The 22,214-nt window shown below is 47.2% G+C and carries 17 protein-coding genes; 16 read left to right on the forward strand and 1 reads right to left on the reverse strand.

Annotated features, from left to right (window positions below; all coding sequences use genetic code 11):
* Nucleotides 1-74 precede the first annotated feature (74 nt).
* The 6 genes from cobA (at nt 75) to OCV54_RS08135 (ending at nt 6,889) form a co-directional block, all read left to right on the forward strand.
* Nucleotides 75-1,667: a uroporphyrinogen-III C-methyltransferase gene (cobA, locus tag OCV54_RS08110; RefSeq protein WP_055223443.1), complete on the forward strand. Its 1,593-nt coding sequence runs from the start codon at nt 75-77 to the stop codon at nt 1,665-1,667.
* 1 nt (nt 1,668) lies between these two features.
* Nucleotides 1,669-2,640: a porphobilinogen synthase gene (gene hemB, locus OCV54_RS08115; RefSeq protein ID WP_055223445.1), complete on the forward strand. Its 972-nt coding sequence runs from the start codon at nt 1,669-1,671 to the stop codon at nt 2,638-2,640.
* 119 nt (nt 2,641-2,759) lie between these two features.
* Nucleotides 2,760-4,037, forward strand: a complete 1,278-nt coding sequence (gene hemL / locus OCV54_RS08120; protein WP_055223448.1) for a glutamate-1-semialdehyde 2,1-aminomutase — start codon at nt 2,760-2,762, stop codon at nt 4,035-4,037.
* Nucleotides 4,038-4,453: 416 nt separating this feature from the next.
* Complete coding sequence (locus OCV54_RS08125; protein WP_055223450.1) at nt 4,454-5,401, forward strand: NAD(P)/FAD-dependent oxidoreductase; 948 nt, start codon at nt 4,454-4,456, stop codon at nt 5,399-5,401.
* 196 nt (nt 5,402-5,597) lie between these two features.
* Nucleotides 5,598-6,032, forward strand: a complete 435-nt coding sequence (locus OCV54_RS08130) for an RrF2 family transcriptional regulator (RefSeq protein ID WP_055223452.1) — start codon at nt 5,598-5,600, stop codon at nt 6,030-6,032.
* Nucleotides 6,033-6,133: 101 nt separating this feature from the next.
* On the forward strand, nt 6,134-6,889 hold the full coding sequence (locus OCV54_RS08135; protein WP_004851697.1) for a tRNA threonylcarbamoyladenosine dehydratase: 756 nt from the start codon (nt 6,134-6,136) through the stop codon (nt 6,887-6,889).
* A 20-nt stretch (nt 6,890-6,909) separates the two neighbouring features.
* Here the strand turns inward: OCV54_RS08135 and OCV54_RS08140 are convergent, their stop codons facing one another.
* The gene (locus tag OCV54_RS08140; protein WP_055223455.1) at nt 6,910-7,338 is read right to left on the reverse strand and encodes a DUF3592 domain-containing protein; all 429 of its coding nucleotides are present in this window, start codon (nt 7,336-7,338) and stop codon (nt 6,910-6,912) included.
* A 289-nt stretch (nt 7,339-7,627) separates the two neighbouring features.
* Between OCV54_RS08140 and OCV54_RS08145 the strand changes: the two genes are divergently transcribed.
* The 10 genes from OCV54_RS08145 (at nt 7,628) to OCV54_RS08190 (ending at nt 22,171) form a co-directional block, all read left to right on the forward strand.
* Complete coding sequence (locus tag OCV54_RS08145; RefSeq protein WP_055223457.1) at nt 7,628-8,485, forward strand: DUF3737 family protein; 858 nt, start codon at nt 7,628-7,630, stop codon at nt 8,483-8,485.
* 281 nt (nt 8,486-8,766) lie between these two features.
* Complete coding sequence (locus OCV54_RS08150) at nt 8,767-10,005, forward strand: MalY/PatB family protein (protein WP_055223459.1); 1,239 nt, start codon at nt 8,767-8,769, stop codon at nt 10,003-10,005.
* Nucleotides 9,998-11,413, forward strand: coding sequence for an MATE family efflux transporter (locus tag OCV54_RS08155; protein ID WP_055223461.1), 1,416 nt, complete (start codon nt 9,998-10,000; stop codon nt 11,411-11,413). Before OCV54_RS08150 ends, OCV54_RS08155 begins: the two co-directional genes overlap by 8 nt.
* Before the next feature lie 71 nt (nt 11,414-11,484).
* Nucleotides 11,485-12,975: an AAA family ATPase gene (locus OCV54_RS08160; protein WP_055223463.1), complete on the forward strand. Its 1,491-nt coding sequence runs from the start codon at nt 11,485-11,487 to the stop codon at nt 12,973-12,975.
* Between the two features lie 111 nt (nt 12,976-13,086).
* Nucleotides 13,087-14,148: a LacI family DNA-binding transcriptional regulator gene (locus tag OCV54_RS08165; protein WP_055223465.1), complete on the forward strand. Its 1,062-nt coding sequence runs from the start codon at nt 13,087-13,089 to the stop codon at nt 14,146-14,148.
* A 280-nt stretch (nt 14,149-14,428) separates the two neighbouring features.
* Nucleotides 14,429-15,907: an ABC transporter substrate-binding protein gene (locus OCV54_RS08170; RefSeq protein WP_055223467.1), complete on the forward strand. Its 1,479-nt coding sequence runs from the start codon at nt 14,429-14,431 to the stop codon at nt 15,905-15,907.
* Nucleotides 15,908-16,020: 113 nt separating this feature from the next.
* The gene (locus tag OCV54_RS08175) at nt 16,021-16,917 is read left to right on the forward strand and encodes a carbohydrate ABC transporter permease (protein ID WP_044998090.1); all 897 of its coding nucleotides are present in this window, start codon (nt 16,021-16,023) and stop codon (nt 16,915-16,917) included.
* Entirely contained in the window at nt 16,917-17,753 is an 837-nt protein-coding gene (locus OCV54_RS08180; protein ID WP_015534748.1) for a carbohydrate ABC transporter permease, read from the forward strand. The genes OCV54_RS08175 and OCV54_RS08180 overlap by 1 nt, the downstream gene beginning before the upstream one ends.
* A 9-nt stretch (nt 17,754-17,762) precedes the next feature.
* Nucleotides 17,763-19,460 carry an alpha-glucosidase gene (locus tag OCV54_RS08185; RefSeq protein WP_055145497.1) on the forward strand — a complete coding sequence of 566 codons (1,698 nt, stop codon included), beginning with the start codon at nt 17,763-17,765 and terminating at the stop codon, nt 19,458-19,460.
* 386 nt (nt 19,461-19,846) lie between these two features.
* On the forward strand, nt 19,847-22,171 hold the full coding sequence (locus tag OCV54_RS08190; RefSeq protein WP_055223468.1) for an alpha-galactosidase: 2,325 nt from the start codon (nt 19,847-19,849) through the stop codon (nt 22,169-22,171).
* Nucleotides 22,172-22,214: the final 43 nt, after the last annotated feature.

Consider the following 22,214-nt stretch of genomic DNA (forward strand, 5'->3'; position numbering starts at 1 on the left):
GCAAGACAAGATGATAGAGCTGTGCGTAGCCCAGCAGGCACAAATCCAGCACACCTAGCGTATTGGAGAACAAAATGGTATATTTGATAGGCGCAGGCCCCGGCGACCCGGGACTCATCACGGTGAAGGGCCTGGAATTCATAAAACAATGCGATACAATCATATATGACAGACTCGGAACCTATCAGCTTCTGGAGATGGTGAAGCCGGACTGCCGCAGGATATACGTCGGCAAACAGGCGGGCAGCCACTACAAGAAGCAGCCTGAGATAAACGAGATACTTGTTGAGGAAGGCCGCAAAGGCAACATGGTGGTGCGCCTCAAAGGCGGCGATCCATTTGTATTTGGAAGAGGCGGCGAGGAAGTGACCGCACTTTTAGAAGCGGGGATCCCATTTCAGGTGATACCGGGAATAACGTCCGCAGTGGCGGTTCCGGAGGTGTGCGGAATACCAGTGACACACCGCGGAACGAGCAGAAGCTTTCACGTGATAACAGGACACAAGCGGGCGGACATACACAGATCTGATGAAGGTGGTTTAGATGACTACGACTACATCAGAAATCAGGAAGGGACAAGCGTGTTCCTGATGGGGCTGAACAGACTGCCACAGATCATGGAGAGACTTGTTCAGACTGGGGCTGAGGAACATACTCCGGTCGCGGTCATTTCCAAAGGAACCATGCCAGGGCAGAGGATAGTCCGCGGCGATATACAGACAATTGCGGACAAGGTGAACGAGGCAAAGCTTGAATCTCCTGCGATCATAGTTGTGGGTGAAAATGCAGCGTTGGATTTTACAGCACCAAACAGAGGACCGCTTCAGAATGTCCACGTTGGACTTGTTGGAACGCCAAAGCTTCGCGAGAAGATGAGAGTTGCAATAGATGCACTTGGCGGCCAATCCTACAGCATAGTGGATATGAGCGTGGAGCAGACAGAGGAGAAGAACAGGCTGCGAGTGGCTCTGGAACATGTAGAAGATTTCAGCTGGCTGGCATTTACCAGTCAGAACACCATAACCCTGTTTTTCAAATGGCTCAGGGAGTGGAATATAGATGTCAGAAAACTGGCTCATCTGAAACTTGCAGTGGTCGGCGCCGGAACAAGGGACGCACTTAAGGTTGAGGGATATATAGCGGATTACGTGCCGAACGAGTACACTACAAGCGCCCTTGCCAGGGGACTTGCAAATGTGATGAATGACGGAGAGAAACTTCTCCTTCCGAGAGCCGTTCAGGGCAGTGAGACGATGCTTGATATACTTGATCAGGGCGGTGTGGCATATGAGGAGATTCCGGTTTATGATGTGGTTGGACGCAGGATGGAGAGCATACAGTATCTGAAGGATCTGGATGTGATCACATTTGTCAGTGCATCAGGAGTCAGAGGATTTCTAGATGTTCTTGATGCAGAGAAAAAAAAATGCGGTGTGGCTCATATGTTGAATGATATAGATTCATGTGGGGATCATACTGACAATACAGACGGCAGTTTTAAAATACATGATATAATGAAGAATATCCGCATAGCGGCACTTGGAAATGTGACCGAGAAGGCTTTGGAGAAGGCTGGTTATCGTGCGGATATAGTTCCGGAGGTTGGTGATATCGATCACCTTATATCAGCCATCGGTGATTATTATTTTAGAGAAAAGAGGCAGTAACATGATAAGACTCAGAAGACTTCGCGGAAGCGAGGCTATCAGAAATATGGTTAGAGAGAACAGGGTTCACAAGGAGGATCTTGTATATCCGATGTTTGTGGCGGAGGGTACAGGGATCAAGAATCCGGTAGATTCAATGCCGGGAATATACCAGTATTCACTCGACACATTTGAGGAGGAGCTTCATAGAGTGGCGGATGCCGGAATCAGCGCGGTTCTCCTGTTCGGCATACCGGCTCACAAGGATGAGGTTGGAAGCAGTGCATATGATGACCAGGGAATTATGCAGAAAGCGGTCAGGAGGATAAAAGAGCTGTATCCGGACATGATAGTCATAGCGGACATTTGTCTGTGCGAGTACACATCACACGGTCACTGCGGAATTATCCATGACGGCAAGATACTCAACGATGAGACTCTTCCATATCTGGGCAAGATGGCTGTATCACTTGCAAAAGCTGGCGCAGACATGGTGGCTCCGTCGGATATGATGGATGGACACACCGCATACATCAGAAAGGCACTTGACGACAACGGGCTGACGGATGTACTGATCATGGGTTACAGTGCGAAATTTGCATCTGGTTACTATGCACCATTTCGCGATGCGGCACATTCTGCACCACAGTTTGGAGACAGAAGGACATACCAGATGGATCCTGCAAATGGCAGGGAGGCTCTGAGAGAGTGCGAGGCGGATATCGCCGAGGGAGCAGACATAATCATGGTCAAGCCGGCACTTGCTTATCTGGATGTAGTCAAGGATGTGAGAAACCACACGGACTATCCGATAGCGGTGTACAATGTCAGCGGCGAGTACTCCATGGTCAAGGCAGCTGCGGCAAATGGCTGGATAGACGAGAAGAGGATCGTCATGGAGAACATGACAGCCATGAAGAGAGCCGGCGCAGGGATCATCATAACTTATCATGCTATAGACGTGGCACACTGGCTTGAGTCGGAATCAATATGACGGAGTCATATTTCGGAATGATTCCGACGATCTGCCCCACTCGACGGAGGAGAGAGAGGCGTTTCCAAAGAGTCGGAATCATAAAAATTCACACAGGACGATAAATTATAGAAAGAAGAATGGCAATGACAAATTCACAGGATCTATTTGAGAAATCACAGAAGGTAATTCCGGGCGGCGTCAATTCACCGGTCAGGGCATTTGGCTCGGTGGGACGGACACCTGTATTTATGAAGAAAGCAAAAGGTTCACATATATTTGACGAGGATGGCAATTCCTACGTGGATTATGTTTGTTCCTGGGGTCCGGGAATTCTGGGGCATGCCGATGACAGAGTCATAGATGCGGTGAAGGCGGCTTGTGATGACGGACTTACATTCGGCGCACCGACAAGGAAAGAGCTCGAGATCGCAGAGCTGGTAAATGAGCTTATGCCGTCAATGGAGCTGACACGAATGGTCAACTCGGGAACAGAGGCGGTGATGAGTGCCCTCAGAGTGGCGAGGGGATTTACAGGCAGAGACAAGATTGTAAAGTTCCGCGGCTGCTATCACGGACACAGTGATGGACTTCTGGTCAAGGCAGGCTCGGCGGCACTTACACAGTCAGTTCCGGACAGCCTGGGAGTTCCAAAGTCGTATACACAGCATACACTCATAGCAGAGTATAACAACGAGGACAGCGTAAAGAAGTTATTTGAGGCGGAGGGCAAAGACATTGCCGCAATCGTGGTCGAGCCGGTTGCCGCAAATATGGGAGTTGTCCCACCGCATGATGGATTCCTTCAGTTCCTCAGGGACATAACAAATGAGTACGGCGCACTTCTTATATTTGATGAGGTCATCACAGGTTTCAGACTCAGCCTTGGCGGTGCCCAGGAATACTTCGGGGTAAAGCCTGATCTCACAACACTTGGCAAGATAGTCGGAGGCGGAATGCCGGTGGGAGCATACGGCGGACGCCGCGATGTCATGAGCATGGTGGCACCACTTGGCGGAGTATACCAGGCGGGAACTCTGTCGGGCAATCCGATAGCCATGACAGCCGGACTCACAACGCTCCGCATACTCCAGAAGGAAAAGGATACAATATATCCGGCGATAGAAAAGAGCACAAGGCAGATAGCCGACACAGTCAGAAGCACATTTGGCGACACAGTCCATGTCAACCAGATAGGCTCACTGATGAGCGTATTCTTCACAGATCAGGAAGTAGTGGATATGGACACGTCAATATCCAGCGACACCGCAAGGTATGCAAAGTATTTCTCATACATGCTGGACAACGGAATCTACCTGGCACCATCACAGTTCGAGGCAATGTTCGTATCTTACGCACACAGCAAGGAAGACGTATCCAAAACCTGTGAGTTGATAAAGAAATACAAAGAGAACTAGAGAGACTTAGTAGGTCAGAAGATGTCTCATTAAAAAGGAATTTATATTCCTATATTGTAGAAATAATTAGATAAGTATTAAAAGAGTGGTTTGGAAATAACATAATAAAACTAACGGTTATCGAAGAGTAAGCTGTCATGTTTATGTGATGCTCCAAAGGCGGGTAGCACATAGACGACGGAAGCTTGTCGCTCCTTGCTGAGCGGGAGCCCCCCTGCCCTTATAGGGGGCGGGAGCGAATGCAAATAATGTGTCAAGTTTTCTGTGAAAACTTGACATGTAGCGTCAGCCCTCGCCGAAGGCGACTTTTGATGGGCTGATGTTCAATTCAGGAGCTAAGACAAGGTGACAGAGTCGTGCGTAGCCTTGGAGCATCACATAAATATGACAGCGACCTTCTTCGACAAGGAGGAAATATGAGAGATTTGGTTATTGTGGGCAGCGGCCCTGCGGGTCTGTCCGCCGCAGTCTACGCCAAGAGGGCGATGATGGACGTGGTGGTACTGGAGAAGGAGGCATTCTCCGGCGGGCAGATCGTGAATACAGAGCAGGTTGACAACTACCTTGGACTGCCGGGCATAAGCGGCTTTGACATGGGTATGAAGTTCAGAGAACACGCAGATACATTTGGCGTGGAGTTTGATGACAGAGAGGTGACAGCCATCGAGGATCACGGCGATCACAAGAAGGTCAGCCTGGAGGATGGCAGCAGCATAGAGACAAAGGCGGTTCTGATAGCCACGGGTGCAAAGCACAGAAAGCTTGGCGTTCCCGGTGAGGAGGAATTCACAGGGGCAGGAGTTTCTTACTGTGCCACATGTGACGGAGCGTTCTTCAAGAACAAAGAAGTCGCAGTTGTGGGCGGTGGCAATATAGCTCTTGAGGATGCCCTGTATCTGTCAAAGATGTGCAGTAAGGTGCATCTGATCCACAGAAGAGATGAGTTCAGAGGCGAGAAAATACTTGGAGCGCAGGTGCTTGAGACTGAGAATATAGAATTTCATTCATTTGCACAGGTGACAGAGATAGGCGGAACGCCGGGCAAGCTGAATCTCAAGGTTGCAGTGAATACACCAAAAACAGTGGGCGGACAGGCCAATCGCGATTTTACGCTTCCGGTAGCCGGTGTATTCATTGCCATAGGAACAAGCCCTGTCACAGACTTCCTCGGTGACGTTGTGGAGCTTGATGACGCTGGTTATGTTGCAGCGGGCGAGACCGGACAGACCAGCACACCGGGAATATTTGCCGCGGGAGATGTGAGGACCAAGGCAGTGCGCCAGGTGGCGACAGCAGTTGGAGATGGTGCAGCAGTTATCCATTATGTTGAGGAATACCTGAACGGGTTAAAAAAGAAGGCATAACTTGAGTATCTGATCAGCAACATATGGTAGGCAGCATAGAAACATAATCATAAAAATCAAGTGAATTAAACGGAAAATAATTGGCACGGAGATAAGGTAAGAACATTATAACTGCTTTTTCTCCCTGCCAAAAAAAATAAAACTAATTCATAGTAATTCTATAGGCAAAATATAACAATGAACAGGAGGCGGAAAAATGTTAATATCATCAAAGGGACAATATGCATTGAGACTCATGGTAGATATATCGATAAACAGTGGCAGCACGGTTACTGTCAAAGCCGTAGCCAGAAGATGTGGATTGTCTGACAAATATCTTGAGCAGGTTACATCTTCTCTGCTAAAGGCAGGATATTTAAGGAGCGTGAGAGGACCGAGGGGCGGTTACCGTCTGAACATGCCGGCGGAGGAGATCACGGTTGGGATGGTGCTAAGGGCGATAGAGGGCAGGATATCACCGATCGATAACAGGGTTGATGAGGATGGCGACACCAACATGGTCATGAACGATGTCATTGGAGAGGTGTGGGATGATCTTGAGTCTGCCATCAACAATGTGCTTGACAACAAAACTATCGCCAATCTCACACGGGAGTACAGTGACCGGATCGGATACATGTATTCGATATAAATCGGGACGGAGGGGCCAGATGTCAATAAGATTTCAGTTGAAAAAAAACTTATTTTGTATATAGTTGTAGTGGGATATATATCATATTAGGAGAATAAGAGATGTTAACACAGTTTTCGAGAACAGAGCTGCTATTTGGCAAGGAAGCCATGGACAAGCTGGCAGGCTCTAAGGTAGCGGTATTTGGAATAGGCGGAGTTGGCGGTTATGTATGCGAGGCACTGGTCAGGAGCGGTGTCGGAGCATTTGACCTGATAGATGACGACAAGGTGTGCCTGACAAATCTCAACAGACAGATCATAGCGACAAGGAGCACAGTTGGAAAGTATAAGACCGATGTTATGAGGGACAGGATGCTTGACATCAATCCAAATGTGGAGGTTGAGGTACACAAATGTTTCTTCCTTCCGGAAAATGCGGATGACTTCCCTTGGGACAGCTACGACTACGTAGTCGATGCGGTGGACACCGTGACAGCCAAGATCGCTCTTGTCATGAAGTGCAAGGAGAAGAATATCCCGATCATCAGCAGCATGGGTGCGGGAAACAAACTTGACGGAAGCCAGTTCAAGGTTGCAGATATATACAAGACAAAGGTGTGTCCGCTTGCGAAGGTCATGAGAAGAGAGCTGAAGAAGAGGGGCGTCAAGAAACTCAAGGTCGTATACTCGGAAGAGATTCCGACAAGGCCGATCGAAGATATGGCGATAAGCTGCAGAAACAACTGCATTTGTCCTCCGGGTGCAGAACACAAATGTACAGAGCGCAGAGACATCCCGGGCAGCGTGGCATTTGTGCCATCAGTCGCAGGGCTTATAATAGCCGGTGAGGTGGCAAAGGATCTCATCAGGAGGTAATAAAAAAGGACGCTGAGAAATCAGCGCCTTCTCCATAAAAATACCAGAGTTCCAAGCAGAACCGCACCACCATAGATGAATGGTGCATTTTTGTCACTGTTCATAGTTCTTTCCGTATAAGATACGGATGGATTATTCGGGTTGTAATATATTGCGATGGACGACATGGAGTTGTAATTTGTTATACCGCGGACGGAAAGAAAACCATTGTGCAATACTCCGGACTGGTCGCGGTATTCATAGTTGATATGGGTTCTTTTACTGAATCTTCTGACAGATGTGATATCGGCGGATGTTCTGGTATAGTCCCGTTCGATACGGCATGCCTTACCCCGTATGGAAAGACCGATGACCACAGCTATGATGAATGATGCTATTGGAATAATGTAAGTCGTATAAGGTAAAAGTCTGAAAAAAATACTGATAAAATCCCCTGATGTTAAAATCATAATGTACCCCCTTAAATGTTGTTTCCCCAAAATGTCAGACATGAGATCCCTATTTACATGCCGGACTTATATGTGTAAATTATAATATAAAGAAGACTGGTTGAGAATCCCTTAATTTAAGAGGATAAGTTTGTTAATATAGCAAATTACAGGTAATAAATATATTACTGTTTGTACTGCCGCTCATGATTGTCATAAGCTCAGTCATATTCGCATTTGCCAGAAGTGATAACATGGTGATAATAGGCCAATAATATAATAGAGAATATACAAAAGGAAGATGAACGAGATGGATAATAAAGAAGAAAAGAAGATTATAAGACAGGAGTTTCTGACAGGTGAGAGAGCTCTTTTCATGGGAAAAAATCTCGATATATATGATACGATATTTGACGATGGCGAGTCTCCGCTTAAGGAGAGCCGCGGCATAAATCTGTACGGCAGCATGTTCAAATGGAAGTATCCGCTGTGGTACAGCAAGAACATTGTTGCGGAGGATTGCCACTGGTTTGAGATGGCGAGAGCCGGAGTCTGGTACACTGATAATATCGCGGTGAGGCGGGCACTCATCCAGGCACCAAAGAACTTCCGCAGATGTAAAGGCCTGGAGCTTACGGATGTGACATTCACCCATGCTGAGGAGACCCTTTGGAGCTGCGATGACGTGACAATGGACCACGTGACAGCAAAAGGCGACTATTTTGCCATGAACAGCAGTAATATGAAGATAGACGACCTGAAGCTTGACGGCAACTATTCATTTGACGGATGCAGGAATGTAGAGATAAGAAACTCCAATCTGCTTTCAAAGGATGCATTCTGGAACACAGAGAATGTGACCGTATATGATTCATTCATATCAGGTGAGTATCTTGGCTGGAACGCAAAGAACCTCACCCTGGTGAACTGCACCATCGAGAGCCTTCAGGGCATGTGCTACATCGACAACCTTGTGATGAAGAACTGCAAGCTCATCAACACAACACTTGCATTTGAATATTCAACAGTGGATGCCGACATCTGTAGCAAGATAGACAGTGTCATGAATCCAACGTCAGGAACCATCAAAGCCCAGCACATCGACAACCTGATAATAGAAAAAGACAAAGTAGATCCGTCAAAGACGAAAATAATAGTACAGGACTAAACGAGTTTAAGATTTGGTGATATATCATAACGTAAATGAGATTCCGCGGCTGCTGTGGTGAAACGAGTTGGCACATATAGAGTGCTCAATCGGTAGTGAAGTCGACTGAGCATTGCTGCTTCTTGCCAGAGCGGCGCAAGCAACGCCCTTATCGCTTGCAGAGCGCAGTGCAGATAGAAGCAAAGCAAGGCGAGGGAAGACGAACGTGATGGAGCACTCTATATGTGCCAGCCGTTTGCCACAGCAGCCGCGGAATCTCTCCATGAAGTGGAGGGACAAACATGAAGTTTGATTTTGACAAGGTTATAGACAGACGCGGCACAGGCTCCCTGAAGTGGGACGTGCCGGAAAACGAACTGCCAATGTGGGTGGCAGACATGGACTTTCAGACGGCTCCATGCATCAGGGAGGCACTGGCAGCCCGGGTGGAGCACGGAATATTCGGATATTCCATCATCCCGGACGAGTGGGCAGATGCCTACGTGAACTGGTGGGGCAACAGACACGGATTTGCGATAGATAGGGATTGGCTGGTGTTCTGCTCCGGAGTCATCCCAGCCATATCAACGGCGGTGAGAAAGCTCACCACACCCGCAGAGAATGTTGTAGTGCAGACCCCTGTCTACAATATTTTCTTTAATTCTATATACAACAATGGGCGAAATATATTGGAGAGTCCTCTGAAATATGACGGCGAGGGATATGCCATGGACTTTGAGGATCTTGAGGAAAAGCTTGCAGATCCACAGACCAGCCTCATGATACTCTGCAATCCACAGAATCCTGCGGGGAAGATCTGGGATAAGGAGACACTTGCCCATGTGGGAGAGCTATGCGCAAAGTATGGTGTGACGGTCATCTCGGATGAGATACACTGCGATCTCACCGATCCTGGAAAGGAGTATGTGCCATTTGCCACGGCATCTGACACATGCAGGGATATAAGTGTGACCTGTATTGCGCCGACAAAGACCTTCAACATAGCCGGAATCCAGACTGCGGCCATTGTGGTTCCGGATAAATTCCTGAGACACAAGATGTGGAGAGGTCTGAACACAGATGAAGTAGCCGAGCCAAATGCATTTGCGGTGGATGCGGCGATAGCAGCATTTACAAATGGCGGCGAGTGGCTGGACAGTCTCAGGCAGTATCTTTATGAGAACAAGCAGTATGTCAGGAAGTTTATAGATGAAAAAGTGCCGGGTATAAAGGTCGTGTATTCGGAGGCCACATATCTGCTCTGGCTTGACTGCAGCGGAATCTGCGGCGCTGCCGGCGAAGACGGCAATGCCAAGGCTCTGTCAAAATTCATCAGGAAGAACACTGGGCTCTATATGTCGCCGGGACTTTCATACGGCAAGAACGGAAAGTCATTTATCAGGCTTAACATTGCATGTCCAAGATCGACCGTGGAAGAGGGTATGAAGAGACTTGCCGAGGGAACCACGGCATTCAGAAAAATGAACGCAGAGACGGTAAACATAGACAATGCGGCTAAAAAAGGAGATATAGATGAGTAGCAGTGAAAACTTGCTGAAGGACATGATATCTGGAAAGTCTATGACCGCATCCCAGCAGATAGGACTTACGGTCAGGCTCAGCATCCCGGCGATCCTTGCCCAGATCTCGTCCATTGTCATGCAGTACATCGATGCATCCATGGTGGGGCGTCTTGGTGCAAATGCATCGGGAGCCATCGGACTTGTCTCGTCCACGACATGGCTGTTTGGCGGGCTATGCATTGCGGTGACTACAGGATTTACTGTGCAGATAGCCCAGGCGGTGGGGGCCGGTGAGGAGAAGAATGCCAGAAACATCATGAAGCAGGGTATTATAATAGCGCTGTGCATAAGCGCCATGCTTGCACTCATCGCAGCACTTATAAGCACACCGCTTCCGAGATGGCTCGGCGGTGAAGCTGCGATACAGAAGATGGCAAGCCAGTATTTCCTTGTGTATATGCTGGGACTTCCTGCTCTGCAGATGAACAGCATAGCGGGCGGTATGCACCAGAGCTCCGGAAATATGAGACTCCCGGGTATACTGAATGTCATGTGCTGTGTGATGGATGTGATTTTTAATTTGTTCTTTATATTTCCGACAAGGAGTGTGCAGATAAATAGCATCACATTTACCATGCCGGGACTTGGACTTGGCGTTGCAGGTGCGGCGCTCGGAACCATCACGGCTGAGGCGGTCACCTGTGCCATCATGGTCACTGCACTTCTGTGGAAGAACAGGACACTTCACTTAAGAAAGGGTGAGCACTTGAGATTTCACAGGGATACCCTTGCTAGGGCGGTAAAGATAGGAGCACCGGTGGGACTTGAGCAGATGGTCATGTGCTCAGCGTATGTCATGTCCACAAAGATCGTGTCACCGCTCGGAACGATAGCCATCGCAGCCAACTCATTTGCGGTTACTGCGGAGAGCTTCTGTTACATGCCGGGGTACGGAGTACAGGCGGCAGCAACTACACTTGTGGGACAATGCGTGGGAGCCGGACAAAAACAGTTGTCCAGAAGGATGGCATGGATTACAATGGGATTAGGTGTGTCGGTTATGACCGTTGGCGGAGTCCTAATGTACATAGCAGCTCCGGCCATGATAGGTGTACTGACCCCGAACGAAGAGATAAGAAATCTAGGTGCAGCAGTGCTGAGGATAGAAGCATTTGCCGAGCCGTTTTACGCTGCATCAATAGTTGCATCGGGAGCACTCAGGGGAGCCGGGGACACTCTGGTTCCGAGCTGCATGAACTTTGCCAGCATGTGGTGCGTGCGGATACCACTTGCAGCCATACTTGCACCGAGGGTTGGACTCTACGGTGTATGGATCGCCATGTGCGTGGAGCTCTGTTTCAGAGGAATCCTATTCACCACAAGGCTTAAACGGGAAAGATGGATGCGGGTGTTTGAAGAAAAATAAAGTATGATGTTTTATAATTGCAAGGTATGATTAAACTTGCAATAAAGCATCATTATATTAGGGAGGAAAACATGCCAGTATTTGATTTCAGTGGAAGCGACAATAAGAATAAGAACATAGTTACATACGAGACATTCCGGTCGTCGGAGTCTGCAGCGACAGCGGAGAAGCCGATCATGATCCTTGAGAACACGACCAGGAAGTGGACCCACCACTCCAGCGGAAAGTTCACCAATCCGATCAAGAGAACAGCATTTGAATTTGACGAGGTAGACGGAGTCCAGTCCGCAGACATATTGAAGATAGATGCGAGATTTGTAAGCCTTCTCAAATGGCTCGGTGAGAATCACATCAATGTCCGTCTGTCGGGAGAGAACAGACCGGAGGGTTATGCGGTATACAAGATAAGGGAGACCGAGTTCGGCGGCGGATCGAAGCTGTCGGCAAATGACGGATTCCTTCAGTTCATGATAGAGAGACTTCTTGCCAGCGATGCCCCTTCGGAGGAAGAGAAATCCGAGGAGGAAGAAGAGGAAGAGGCACTGGGCGATGACATGAAGCTCACGAGCATGCAGAGCATCATTGACTTCATGCACTGCGCCGGAAGAACACTTCCTGACAATATAAGGCTGTGGGCCAGAAGAAATCTTGCGGTTGCGAGATCCAGCGAGGTATCACCGGAGGAGAGACGCCACGCCCAGAGAGCACTTTCCATGGCGATGAACATCAGATGGAAGAGCAATTACTTTGAGGCGATAGATCCGGAAGAGGCCAGAAGGATACTGGACGAGGAACTCTACGGAATGGAGAAGGTAAAGCAGAGGATCATCGAGACGATCATCCAGATCAACCGTACACATACACTTCCTGCATACGGACTTCTGCTCTGCGGACCTGCCGGAACAGGAAAGTCACAGATAGCCTATGCGGTTGCGAGAATACTCAGACTTCCATGGACGACCCTTGACATGAGTTCCATCAACGATCCGGAGCAGCTTACAGGAAGTTCAAGAGTATATTCCAATGCCAAGCCGGGAATCATCATGGAGGCATTTTCACAGGCTGGAGAATCTAACCTCGTATTCATTATCAACGAGCTGGACAAGGCAAATTCCGGCAAGGGCAACGGCAATCCTGCCGATGTACTGCTGACACTCCTGGATAACCTGGGATTCACCGACAACTACATGGAGTGCATGATCCCGACAAATGGCGTGTATCCTATAGCGACGGCAAATGACAAGGAGAACATCAGCAAGCCGATCATGTCGAGATTTGCTGTTATAGACATACCGGATTACACCCCGGATGAGAAGAAGGAGATATTCAACAAATTTGTTCTGCCGAAGGTGCTCAAGCGCATCGGACTTGACAAGAGCGAGTGCATCATCCTTCCAGACGGCGTGGATGCTGTCATCAAGAAGTGCGACGGCGTGACCGGAATCAGAGATATAGAGCAGGCTGCAGAGCACATAGTTGCACATGCGCTTTACCAGATCGAGGTAAATCACGTTCAGAGCGTGACATTTGACGGAGCTATGATAGAGGAGCTTTTGAGCTGATTATCGTCATATTACACAATTTACATTACGGAAAGTATTATGGTATACTCTTCTTATGAAACAAGTTTCATGGACTGCAGTCTGAAATTCATAAGGAGAGTATATTTATATATGGCAAGTATAAGAGACGTTGCGAAGGAGGCGGGGGTCGCCATCTGCACGGTGTCGAGACTTATCAACGGCACGGCAAATGTTGAACCTGAGACTCAGAAGAAGATAGAAGATGCGATGAAGAAACTGGATTATGTTCCAAATGAGCTTGCGCGAGGCATGTTCAAGGGCAGATCAAACTCCATTGCGATGTTGGTTCCAAATATCCAGCACCCATGGTTCTCATCACTGGCATCGGAGATAGAAAAGATACTTTATGAGAAGAAATACAAGTTTATGCTTTTTTCCACATCCGATGACAAGCAGAGGGAGAAGGAATGTTTTAAGCTGTTAAAGTCCAACATCGTGGATGGGATCATATGCGGAACGTCGGCATGTACGGCGAAGGAATACCAGAAGATAGATAAGCCGATGGTCATGCTGGATTATAAGGTTGGCAGCAAATTTCCTGTCGTAGTGTCGGATCACAAGATGGGCGGACAGCTTGCTGCCCAGGAATTTATAAACAGTGGATGCAAATATGTCATCCACATATCAGGAATCAAGGTAGATAAGAATATCATGTCATTTGAGTGCCATGAGGAACTAGATAGAGTCCTTGCCGAGAATGGGATAAAATCCAGACGAGTTCCAATACAGTGGAACGACTTTGATTTTCATGGATATTTTGAGATGGCAAAATGCATACTGGAGGAGTATCCTGACGTGGACGGAATATTTGCCGCAGACATGCCAGCGATAGCATTCCTTAAGGCGGCACTTGCCATAGGCAAAAAGATTCCTGATGACCTGGCGATCGTGGCATACGACGGAACGTACATAACCAACGCCAGCACGACAAGGCTCACATCGATACATCAGCCGTACAAGGAGATCGCCCAGGAGGCAGTACGCCAGCTTATGGAGATGATCGACGGACCGGAGGAGGAAGATGATGCCGAAGGACAGGGTGAAAGTGCAACCGCAGATCAGATCGACAGCGCAAAAGAGAGAAACACACATATAGACGGAAATCTTATACTACTTCCGGTGAGCGTAGAAAAAGGCGATACAACTTTATAGTATGATTACGAAAAGAAGTTCGTGAAGAGAAATTGAGGTGCCACTCAAAAATCATGAACTTCTTTTTTATGTGGGTACAAAACATAAAAAACTTACTAAGAGCACAAAATACAAAAATCTATAAATCCCCTATTGACGAAACATGTTTCATATGATAATCTTAATGCAAATGAAACATGTTTCATTTAAGCGCTTATGAAATATGTTTTATCGGAACAATATGAATGATAGCGAGAATTAACAAGAGGGAAAATTCAAAGCAAGAAAAGGAGAAAAGGTTATGAGAGCAAAGAAATTAGTAGCATGTGCACTTTCAGCAGCTATGATGCTGGGACTTGCATCTATGACAGGATGTGGTTCAGCAAAGAAGGATTACGATCTGTATATTTACAACACAAAGTCCGAGATCGCAGACAGTATCCAGGATCTGTGCAAAGATTATGAGACAGAGACAGGAGTTAAGGTTAAGGTTTACACATGTGGTACACAGGAGACCATGGAGACACTCAGATCTGAGATGAATTCCAAGAACTATCCTACACTGTACGCGATAAATCAGGCACAGTTCACAGAGTGGAACGAGGGCGGATTTGTACTTCCATCAACATCAGTAAAGAATGAGGAGTTAAAGTCAATCTACGATTCAATTCCAGAGAGCATGCAGCTCGCAGATGAGAGCGGAGCAAGCTGCGGAATCCATTACAACGTAGAGGGTTACGGACTTATCGCAGATACGCAGATGATATGTGATGTATTTGGACTTGACAGCGCAGACGCATTTGTCGCTGATTACAGAAGTGCCAATTATGAAGAGTTCACAGGCATGATCAAGGCAATCGATGATTACATAAACGGCAAGGGTGGCGAGAAGGTTACACTTTCAGGCAATGCATACACCACGGCAAAGGACAAGACAGCCACAACAGAGAACATGAACGGAGTATTTGCAATCGCAGGCGCAGAGAAGTGGACATATGCAAACCACTATACAAACTACGCACTGAATGCAGTATTCCCTAACTACAATGCAACGGCAGCAGCTACAAAGGAAGATGTTGATAAGCTTGAGGAGCCACTTGTAAAGATGGTTCAGGAGCTTGATATGCTTTCAAGCTACACAGCAGGACCAAGCGGCAAGGTAGAGCGTGGATCAGAGTACATTAACTCAACAGTGACAGGATATGATCAGGCAGTTCAGACATTTGCCGAGGGTAAGGCAATGTTCATCAAGCAGGGTAACTGGGTATACGGAACCATCGCAGGCGTGGATGCAGACAAGGCATCAAGACTTACGATGCTCCCAATGAAGGTCAACCTTGAGCAGAGTGACATCTCAGCTGAGGGCGTTACAGTTGACAAGATGAACAGCTCAATCCCTGAGTTCGTTTCACAGTATTACGTTATCAACAAGAAGGATTCAGAAGAGGAGCAGAAAGCCGCTGAGGACTTCCTTGTATGGCTCTACACATCAGATACAGGAAAAGATTACATCACAAACAAATTCGCATTTGTCCCATTCAACGCAGACGAGAGCGAGAAGCTTGAGAATCCGCTCAGCAATTCACTTGTATACTATATGAGCAATGACCTTGTGATGGGCAATGACTTCGATGCTTTCCCTGAGTCATGGGGACTCAACACCATCGGTGCAACTATTCAGGAGCAGTTGTTTACAAATCCTGATCAGTGGGATGAGAACACTATAAGAACAGGTGTGGAAGATGCACTGACAAAGTGGAAGGACAGCATCAAAGAGTAATCGGTGCTAAATGGGATGTGTCAGGTTTTCTATGAAAACCTGACATGTAGCGCCAGCCATTTGCCGAAGGCAAATTTTGTATGGCTGGTGTTCAATGTAGGAAAGGAAAAACTATGAAAAGATTTTACAAGAGAAAATTCTGGTTTATGGTTCTGCCTTCTATAGTGTTGTTTCTGCTGGTTATCATAGTTCCTTTTATAGAGGGTGTGATCTATTCCTTCACCGAGTGGAGAGGTTCCTACTTCGTAGGTGGGGAGCACTGGTGGAATGCACTGGTGGGACTTAAGAATTATACAAGCATATTCAAGTCGAAGGATTTCCTTCAGTCACTTGGATACACGGCCATATATGCTGTACTCGCAGTAATAGCACAGAATGTTGTCAGTCTTCTTCTGGCACTCATGATCAAGAAGCTTACCAAGGGCAAGGGACTTTTCAGAACGGTACTGTTCCTTCCATATGTACTTGGAATGCTCGCAATGGGTTATGTATGGCGTTTCATATTTGAAAATGTATTTTCACAGACGCTGTTCGGAACAGACGGTGTGGTACACGTAGAGGTGCTCAACAACATGCTTCAGAATCAGTGGAAAGCACTTCTGGCATATGCGATCGTTGGTGTATGGCAGGTTGCAGGTTATTACCTGATAATCTACCTCAACGGACTCAACAATATTTCAGAGGATATTTATGAGGCTGCCAGAATAGATGGGGCTACGGGCTGGACAAGCTTCAGGAAGATCACACTTCCGCTTCTCATGCCTTCATTTACGATAGTGCTCTTCATGTCACTGGCAAACAGCTTCAAGATGCTTGACCTCAATGTTTCACTGACAGAGGGCAATTTCGGAACGACCATGATATCCTACATGATACTGAAAACAGTAAGAGAGAGCTCTCCTCCGGCATACGGAGAGGCGCAGGCACAGGCAGTTATATTCTTCGTTATCATTGCAGTTATATCTATAGCTCAGGTAATGATCACTAAGAGAAAGGAGATTGAATCATAATGGGAGTAAAAGGCAAGATCAAAAGAGCACTCATAGTGGTTATACTCGCTGTATTGGCAATCGTGACCATATTCCCGATATGGTTCCTGATCGTCAACTCATTCAAGGGACAGCAGGAGATAGTAGCATCTCCAATAGCTCTCCCGAAATCATGGAATCTGGACTATCTGAAGAATGCAGCTGAGCAGATAAATCTCGGCAGCAGCCTGCTTCAGACAGTACTCATAACAGTTGCGGCAGTGGCACTTATCGTGGTCATATCTTCATTTGCCGCATGGGCAATTGCCAGAACAGATTCCAAGGTGGCAAATATACTCTTCATCGCATACACAGCAGCCATGCTCATACCTTTCCAGTCAGTTATGTACCCATTGGTATCGCTGATGGACAAGCTGGGACTCAAAAACACACCGGGGCTGATCCTCATGTACGGAGGCTTTGGAATCAGTATGTCGGTTCTGCTGTACAGAGGATTCATCAAGAGTATCCCGCTGTCACTTGAGGAGGCAGCTATGCTCGATGGAGCAAATATATTCCAGATATACAGATATGTGGTCATGCCCCTCTTAAAGCCTACGACCATGACAGTTGTCATCACAAATGCAGTGTGGATATGGAACGATTACCTTCTTCCATTCCTCGTAATAGGAAATAACGACAAAAAGACGCTCACGCTGAGCTTATATTATGCAAAGAGTCTGTCAGGACAGTATGGAAATCCATGGGAGCTAATCTTCCCTGCGGTACTTCTCTGCATCATCCCTATCGTGATCATATTCATCATACTTCAGAAGAATATCATCGAGGGAATTTCAGCCGGAGCTGTGAAAGGATAAACATAAAATATGGACAGAAAATGGTGGAAAGAGGCGGTATTTTACCAGATATACCCTAGAAGCTTCTATGACAGCAACGGAGATGGAATAGGAGATCTGAAGGGAATAACTGAGAAATTGCCGTACCTCAAAAATCTTGGCGTGACCGCTGTGTGGATATGTCCATTCTTCAAGTCGCCTATGAAGGACAATGGATATGACATATCGGATTACTACGATGTGAATCCTGAGTTTGGAACCATAGAGGATGCGGATGAACTTATAAGATGCGCAAATGAAAATGGCATCAAGATCATCATGGACATGGTCATCAATCACACATCAGACCAGCACAGATGGTTCCAGGAGGCGTGCCGGGACAGACACAGCAAATACAGAAATTACTATATATTTAAGGACAACATAGATGGACTTGCAGATCTCAGATCCAACTTCGGTGGAAGCACATGGACACAGATTGAGGATGGCAGCTGGTATTTCCATTCATTTGCGAAGGAGCAGCCGGATCTCAACTGGGAATGTGAGGAGATGAGACAAGAGCTCTACGACATGATGAATTGGTGGCTTGACAAGGGAGTTTCAGGATTCCGAATGGATGCCATCACATTTATCAAGAAAGACCTCTCATTCCCGCCTATGCCGTCAGACGGCGAGGACGGCAGATGCGATGTTGGCAAATGCTGCCTCAATAGGCCGGGAATAGATGAGTTCCTTCACGAGTTAAAACTCAACACATATGGCAGAGGAGACTTTGTGACTGTCGCAGAGACTCCTGGAGTCCCAAATGAGGATTTGGACAGATATATTGGGAGAGATGGACATTTCTCCATGATATTTGACTTTAGCTACACAGATATAGATATCAATCCGGGCGATCTCTGGCTGCACCAGAGAGACTGGACGATAGAGGAATTCAAGGACAAGCTGTTCACCAATCAGAGACTTGTGAAAAAGATCGGATGGGCAGCAAATTACCTGGAAAACCACGATCAGCCTAGAAGTATAGGCAAGTACTTCCCAGCCGGTGATATTCCTGAATACAGAACACAGATGGCAAAGGCGCTGGGCGCGCTGTTCTTCTTCCTGAAGGGTACGCCGTTTGTATATCAGGGACAGGAACTTGGCATGATAAACACTCATTTTGATAACATAGATGAGCTGGACGATATCAACTCCAAGGGACAGTTTGCGAGATGCATTGAAGCCGGATACAGCGAGGCAGAGGCGATGGAATCTGTAAATATCAGGAGCCGCGACCAGTCAAGACTTCCGATGCAGTGGAACAGCGATAAGAACTTCGGATTCTCAGTGCATGAGCCATGGCTGGCATGCAACAATCAGTGTGACCTCCAGACAGTGGAGCTTGAGAGCGCTGATAAGGATTCTGTGCTTAACTTTTATAAGGCGATGATACAGCTCAGAAATCACTCGGAGTACACACAGACTCTCATCTACGGAGACCTGGAGGATGTGGAGACGGATAATGCAGGAATCATAGTGTACAGGCGCAAGCCGGTTCAGATTGAGTGTGTATGTGGAACTGGAGCAAATGCAGAAAGCACAGACAGATCGGTATATGTTGTTGTCAACATGACCGGTGAGGATGTGGGCTATGCAATTCCTGAGACTGCGGATATGCTTATGGGTAATTATGCGGATTACGATGGTACGCTCAGACCTTATGAGACTGTGGTGTACGCGGTGTAGGCCGGAGCTGGCAGAAAAAGCCTGAATATTGGTGGAGACTGATTGAAAATTACAGTTGGTCTGGTATCAGTATTCAGGCTTTTTTCATTGTCTGTATACTTTTGGGATACTTTGCTCAAATCTATAGACAAAGTGAATGGATCATTAAATGCAAGATATGTCTTAATGTTCAAAGCGTATTCACAGTTCAGAATAATCACCCAACTTAACCATTATCGGTACCATATTTGGTCAACTTTTTTCCATATAAAATCTAATTCCCAGATATTAAAATAACTGTATTAAAAGCAGTCAGACATGAGATTTTAGAGCAGAGGGTGCGCAGTGCGCAGGCGTAACGGAGGTTGTCTGCTCAGACAAATAAATGGAGAAAAGGAGTCACACTTATGGGTATTATTTTTCACGAAGAAACAAAGACATTTCACCTTACAAATGGCGAGATAAGCTACATCATGACAGTGCTCCCCAATGGACATCTGGGAAATCTGTACTATGGTAAGGCGATAAGGGACAGAGAGGATTTCTCACATCTGTTGGAGCTTGTCCAGAGACCTATGTTTCAGTATGTATATGACGATGACAGACTGTTCTCACTTGAGTCAGTGAAGCAGGAGCTCCCTGTGTACGGAACCACTGATTACAGGGCGCCGATGGTGGAAGTCCTTCAGTCAAATGGCAGCAGGATATCAGATTTTGTGTATGTATCACATGAGATAAACGCAGGCAAGCCAAAGCTTGAGGCATTGCCGGCAACATACACAGAGAATGATGACGAGGCAGAGACATTGATCGTCACATTGAAGGATTCACTCACAGGAATAAAGGCGAGAATGCTCTATACGATATGGAGCGACAGACCAGTCATAGCAAAGAGTGTGGAGTATGTAAATGAAGGCACAGAGGCGGTATATCTCACCACTGCTTACAGTATGTGCCTGGATCTCCCTGATCCTGATTATCAGTGGATGCAGCTCTCAGGCGCATGGGCAAGGGAGCGCCACATAATAACAAGGGATCTCGAGCAGGGTGTACAGTCGATAGGCAGTAATCGTGGTCATTCATCCCATGAGCACAATCCGTTCATCGTATTGAAGAGAGAGACAACGGACGAGAACCAGGGAGAGGCGATTGGAATAAGCCTTGTATACAGCGGCAATTTTAAGATACAGGCAGAGGTTGACACGAGAAATACAGCCCGCATTCTTGCCGGAATAAATCCGGATACATTTGACTGGAAGCTCGATGCAGGTGAGCATTTCCAGACTCCTGAGGCAGTCATCGTATACTCAGATCAGGGACTCAACAAGATGAGCCAGACCTTCCACAAGCTGTATCAGAAGAGACTTGCAAGAGGCGAGTGGAGAGACAAGCCAAGGCCGATCCTCATCAACAACTGGGAGGCTACATATTTTGATTTCACCAGAGAGAAGCTCATAGCCATCGCACAGAAGGCAAAGGAGTGCGGAGTTGAGCTGTTCGTTCTTGACGATGGCTGGTATGGAGCCAGAACCACAGACCATGCAGGCCTTGGAGACTGGGTTGCAAATCCAGACAGACTTCCGGAGGGAATCACAGGAATTGCAGAGGATATAGAGAAGGTAGGATTGAAGTTCGGACTGTGGTTCGAGCCTGAGATGACAAATAAAGACTCAGACCTCTACAGAGAGCACCCAGACTGGATACTTTCAGTTCCGGGAAGACATGACTCACACGGAAGATTCCAGTATGTTCTGGATTTCTCCAGAAAAGAGGTCGTTGACAGAATATATGAGATGATGGCAAAGATACTGAGCACGGCAAAGGTGTCATATGTGAAGTGGGATATGAACAGAAGTATCACCGAGTGCTATAGTGCGGCTCTTCCGGCTGACAGACAGGGCGAGGTGTTCCACAGATACATACTTGGTGTGTACGATTTGTATGAGAGACTCACAAGCACATTTCCACATGTACTCTTTGAGTCATGTGCCAGCGGCGGCGGACGTTTTGATCCGGGCATTCTCTACTATGCGCCACAGGGCTGGACAAGTGATGACACGGATGCCATAGAGAGAGTCAAGATCCAGTATGGAACATCCATGTGTTACCCGATCAGCAGTATGGGAAGCCACGTTTCGGTTGTGCCAAATCATCAGACAAGACGTGAGACTCCGCTTAAGACCCGTGCAAATGCTGCATACTTCGGAACATTTGGATATGAGCTGGATCTGAACAAGCTCACAGCCGAGGAGATAGAGGAGGTCAAGGAGCAGGTCAAGTTCATGAAGGCATACCGTGAGGTGATCCAGTACGGAACATTCTACAGGCTTGCAAGTCCATTTGACAATGAGGAGTGCGGCTGGATGGTCGTATCAGACGATAAGAAGACCGCCATCGTTGCGTGGTTCAGAACACTCTACACACCGAACAAATGCTTCACCAGAATGAAGCTCCACGGCCTTGATCCTGATGCGATATATAGCTGCAATGTGCTCGGGGGACAGGCGCTCACAGTGAGCAAGACACCGGATGGAAAGCTGATATATGAGAAAGTGTCAGGTGACAAAGGAGAGGATTCTGCAGTCAATGTCATCGCAGGCCCATCATGCTATGGCGATGAGCTGATGAACCTCGGACTCATCACCAGCGACACATCGGCGGGAGAGATAGTCGGAGAGGATATGCCTTGCGGAGACTATGATTCCAGACTCTATGTGCTCAAGGCAGAGTAAGCGGGTTTGCGAAAAAATTTTCCTGCTTTTTCGGGCAGAAAAA

Origin of the sequence: Coprococcus aceti (assembly GCF_025567285.1) — a bacterium.
Classification (GTDB): Bacteria; Bacillota; Clostridia; order Lachnospirales; family Lachnospiraceae; genus Coprococcus; species Coprococcus aceti.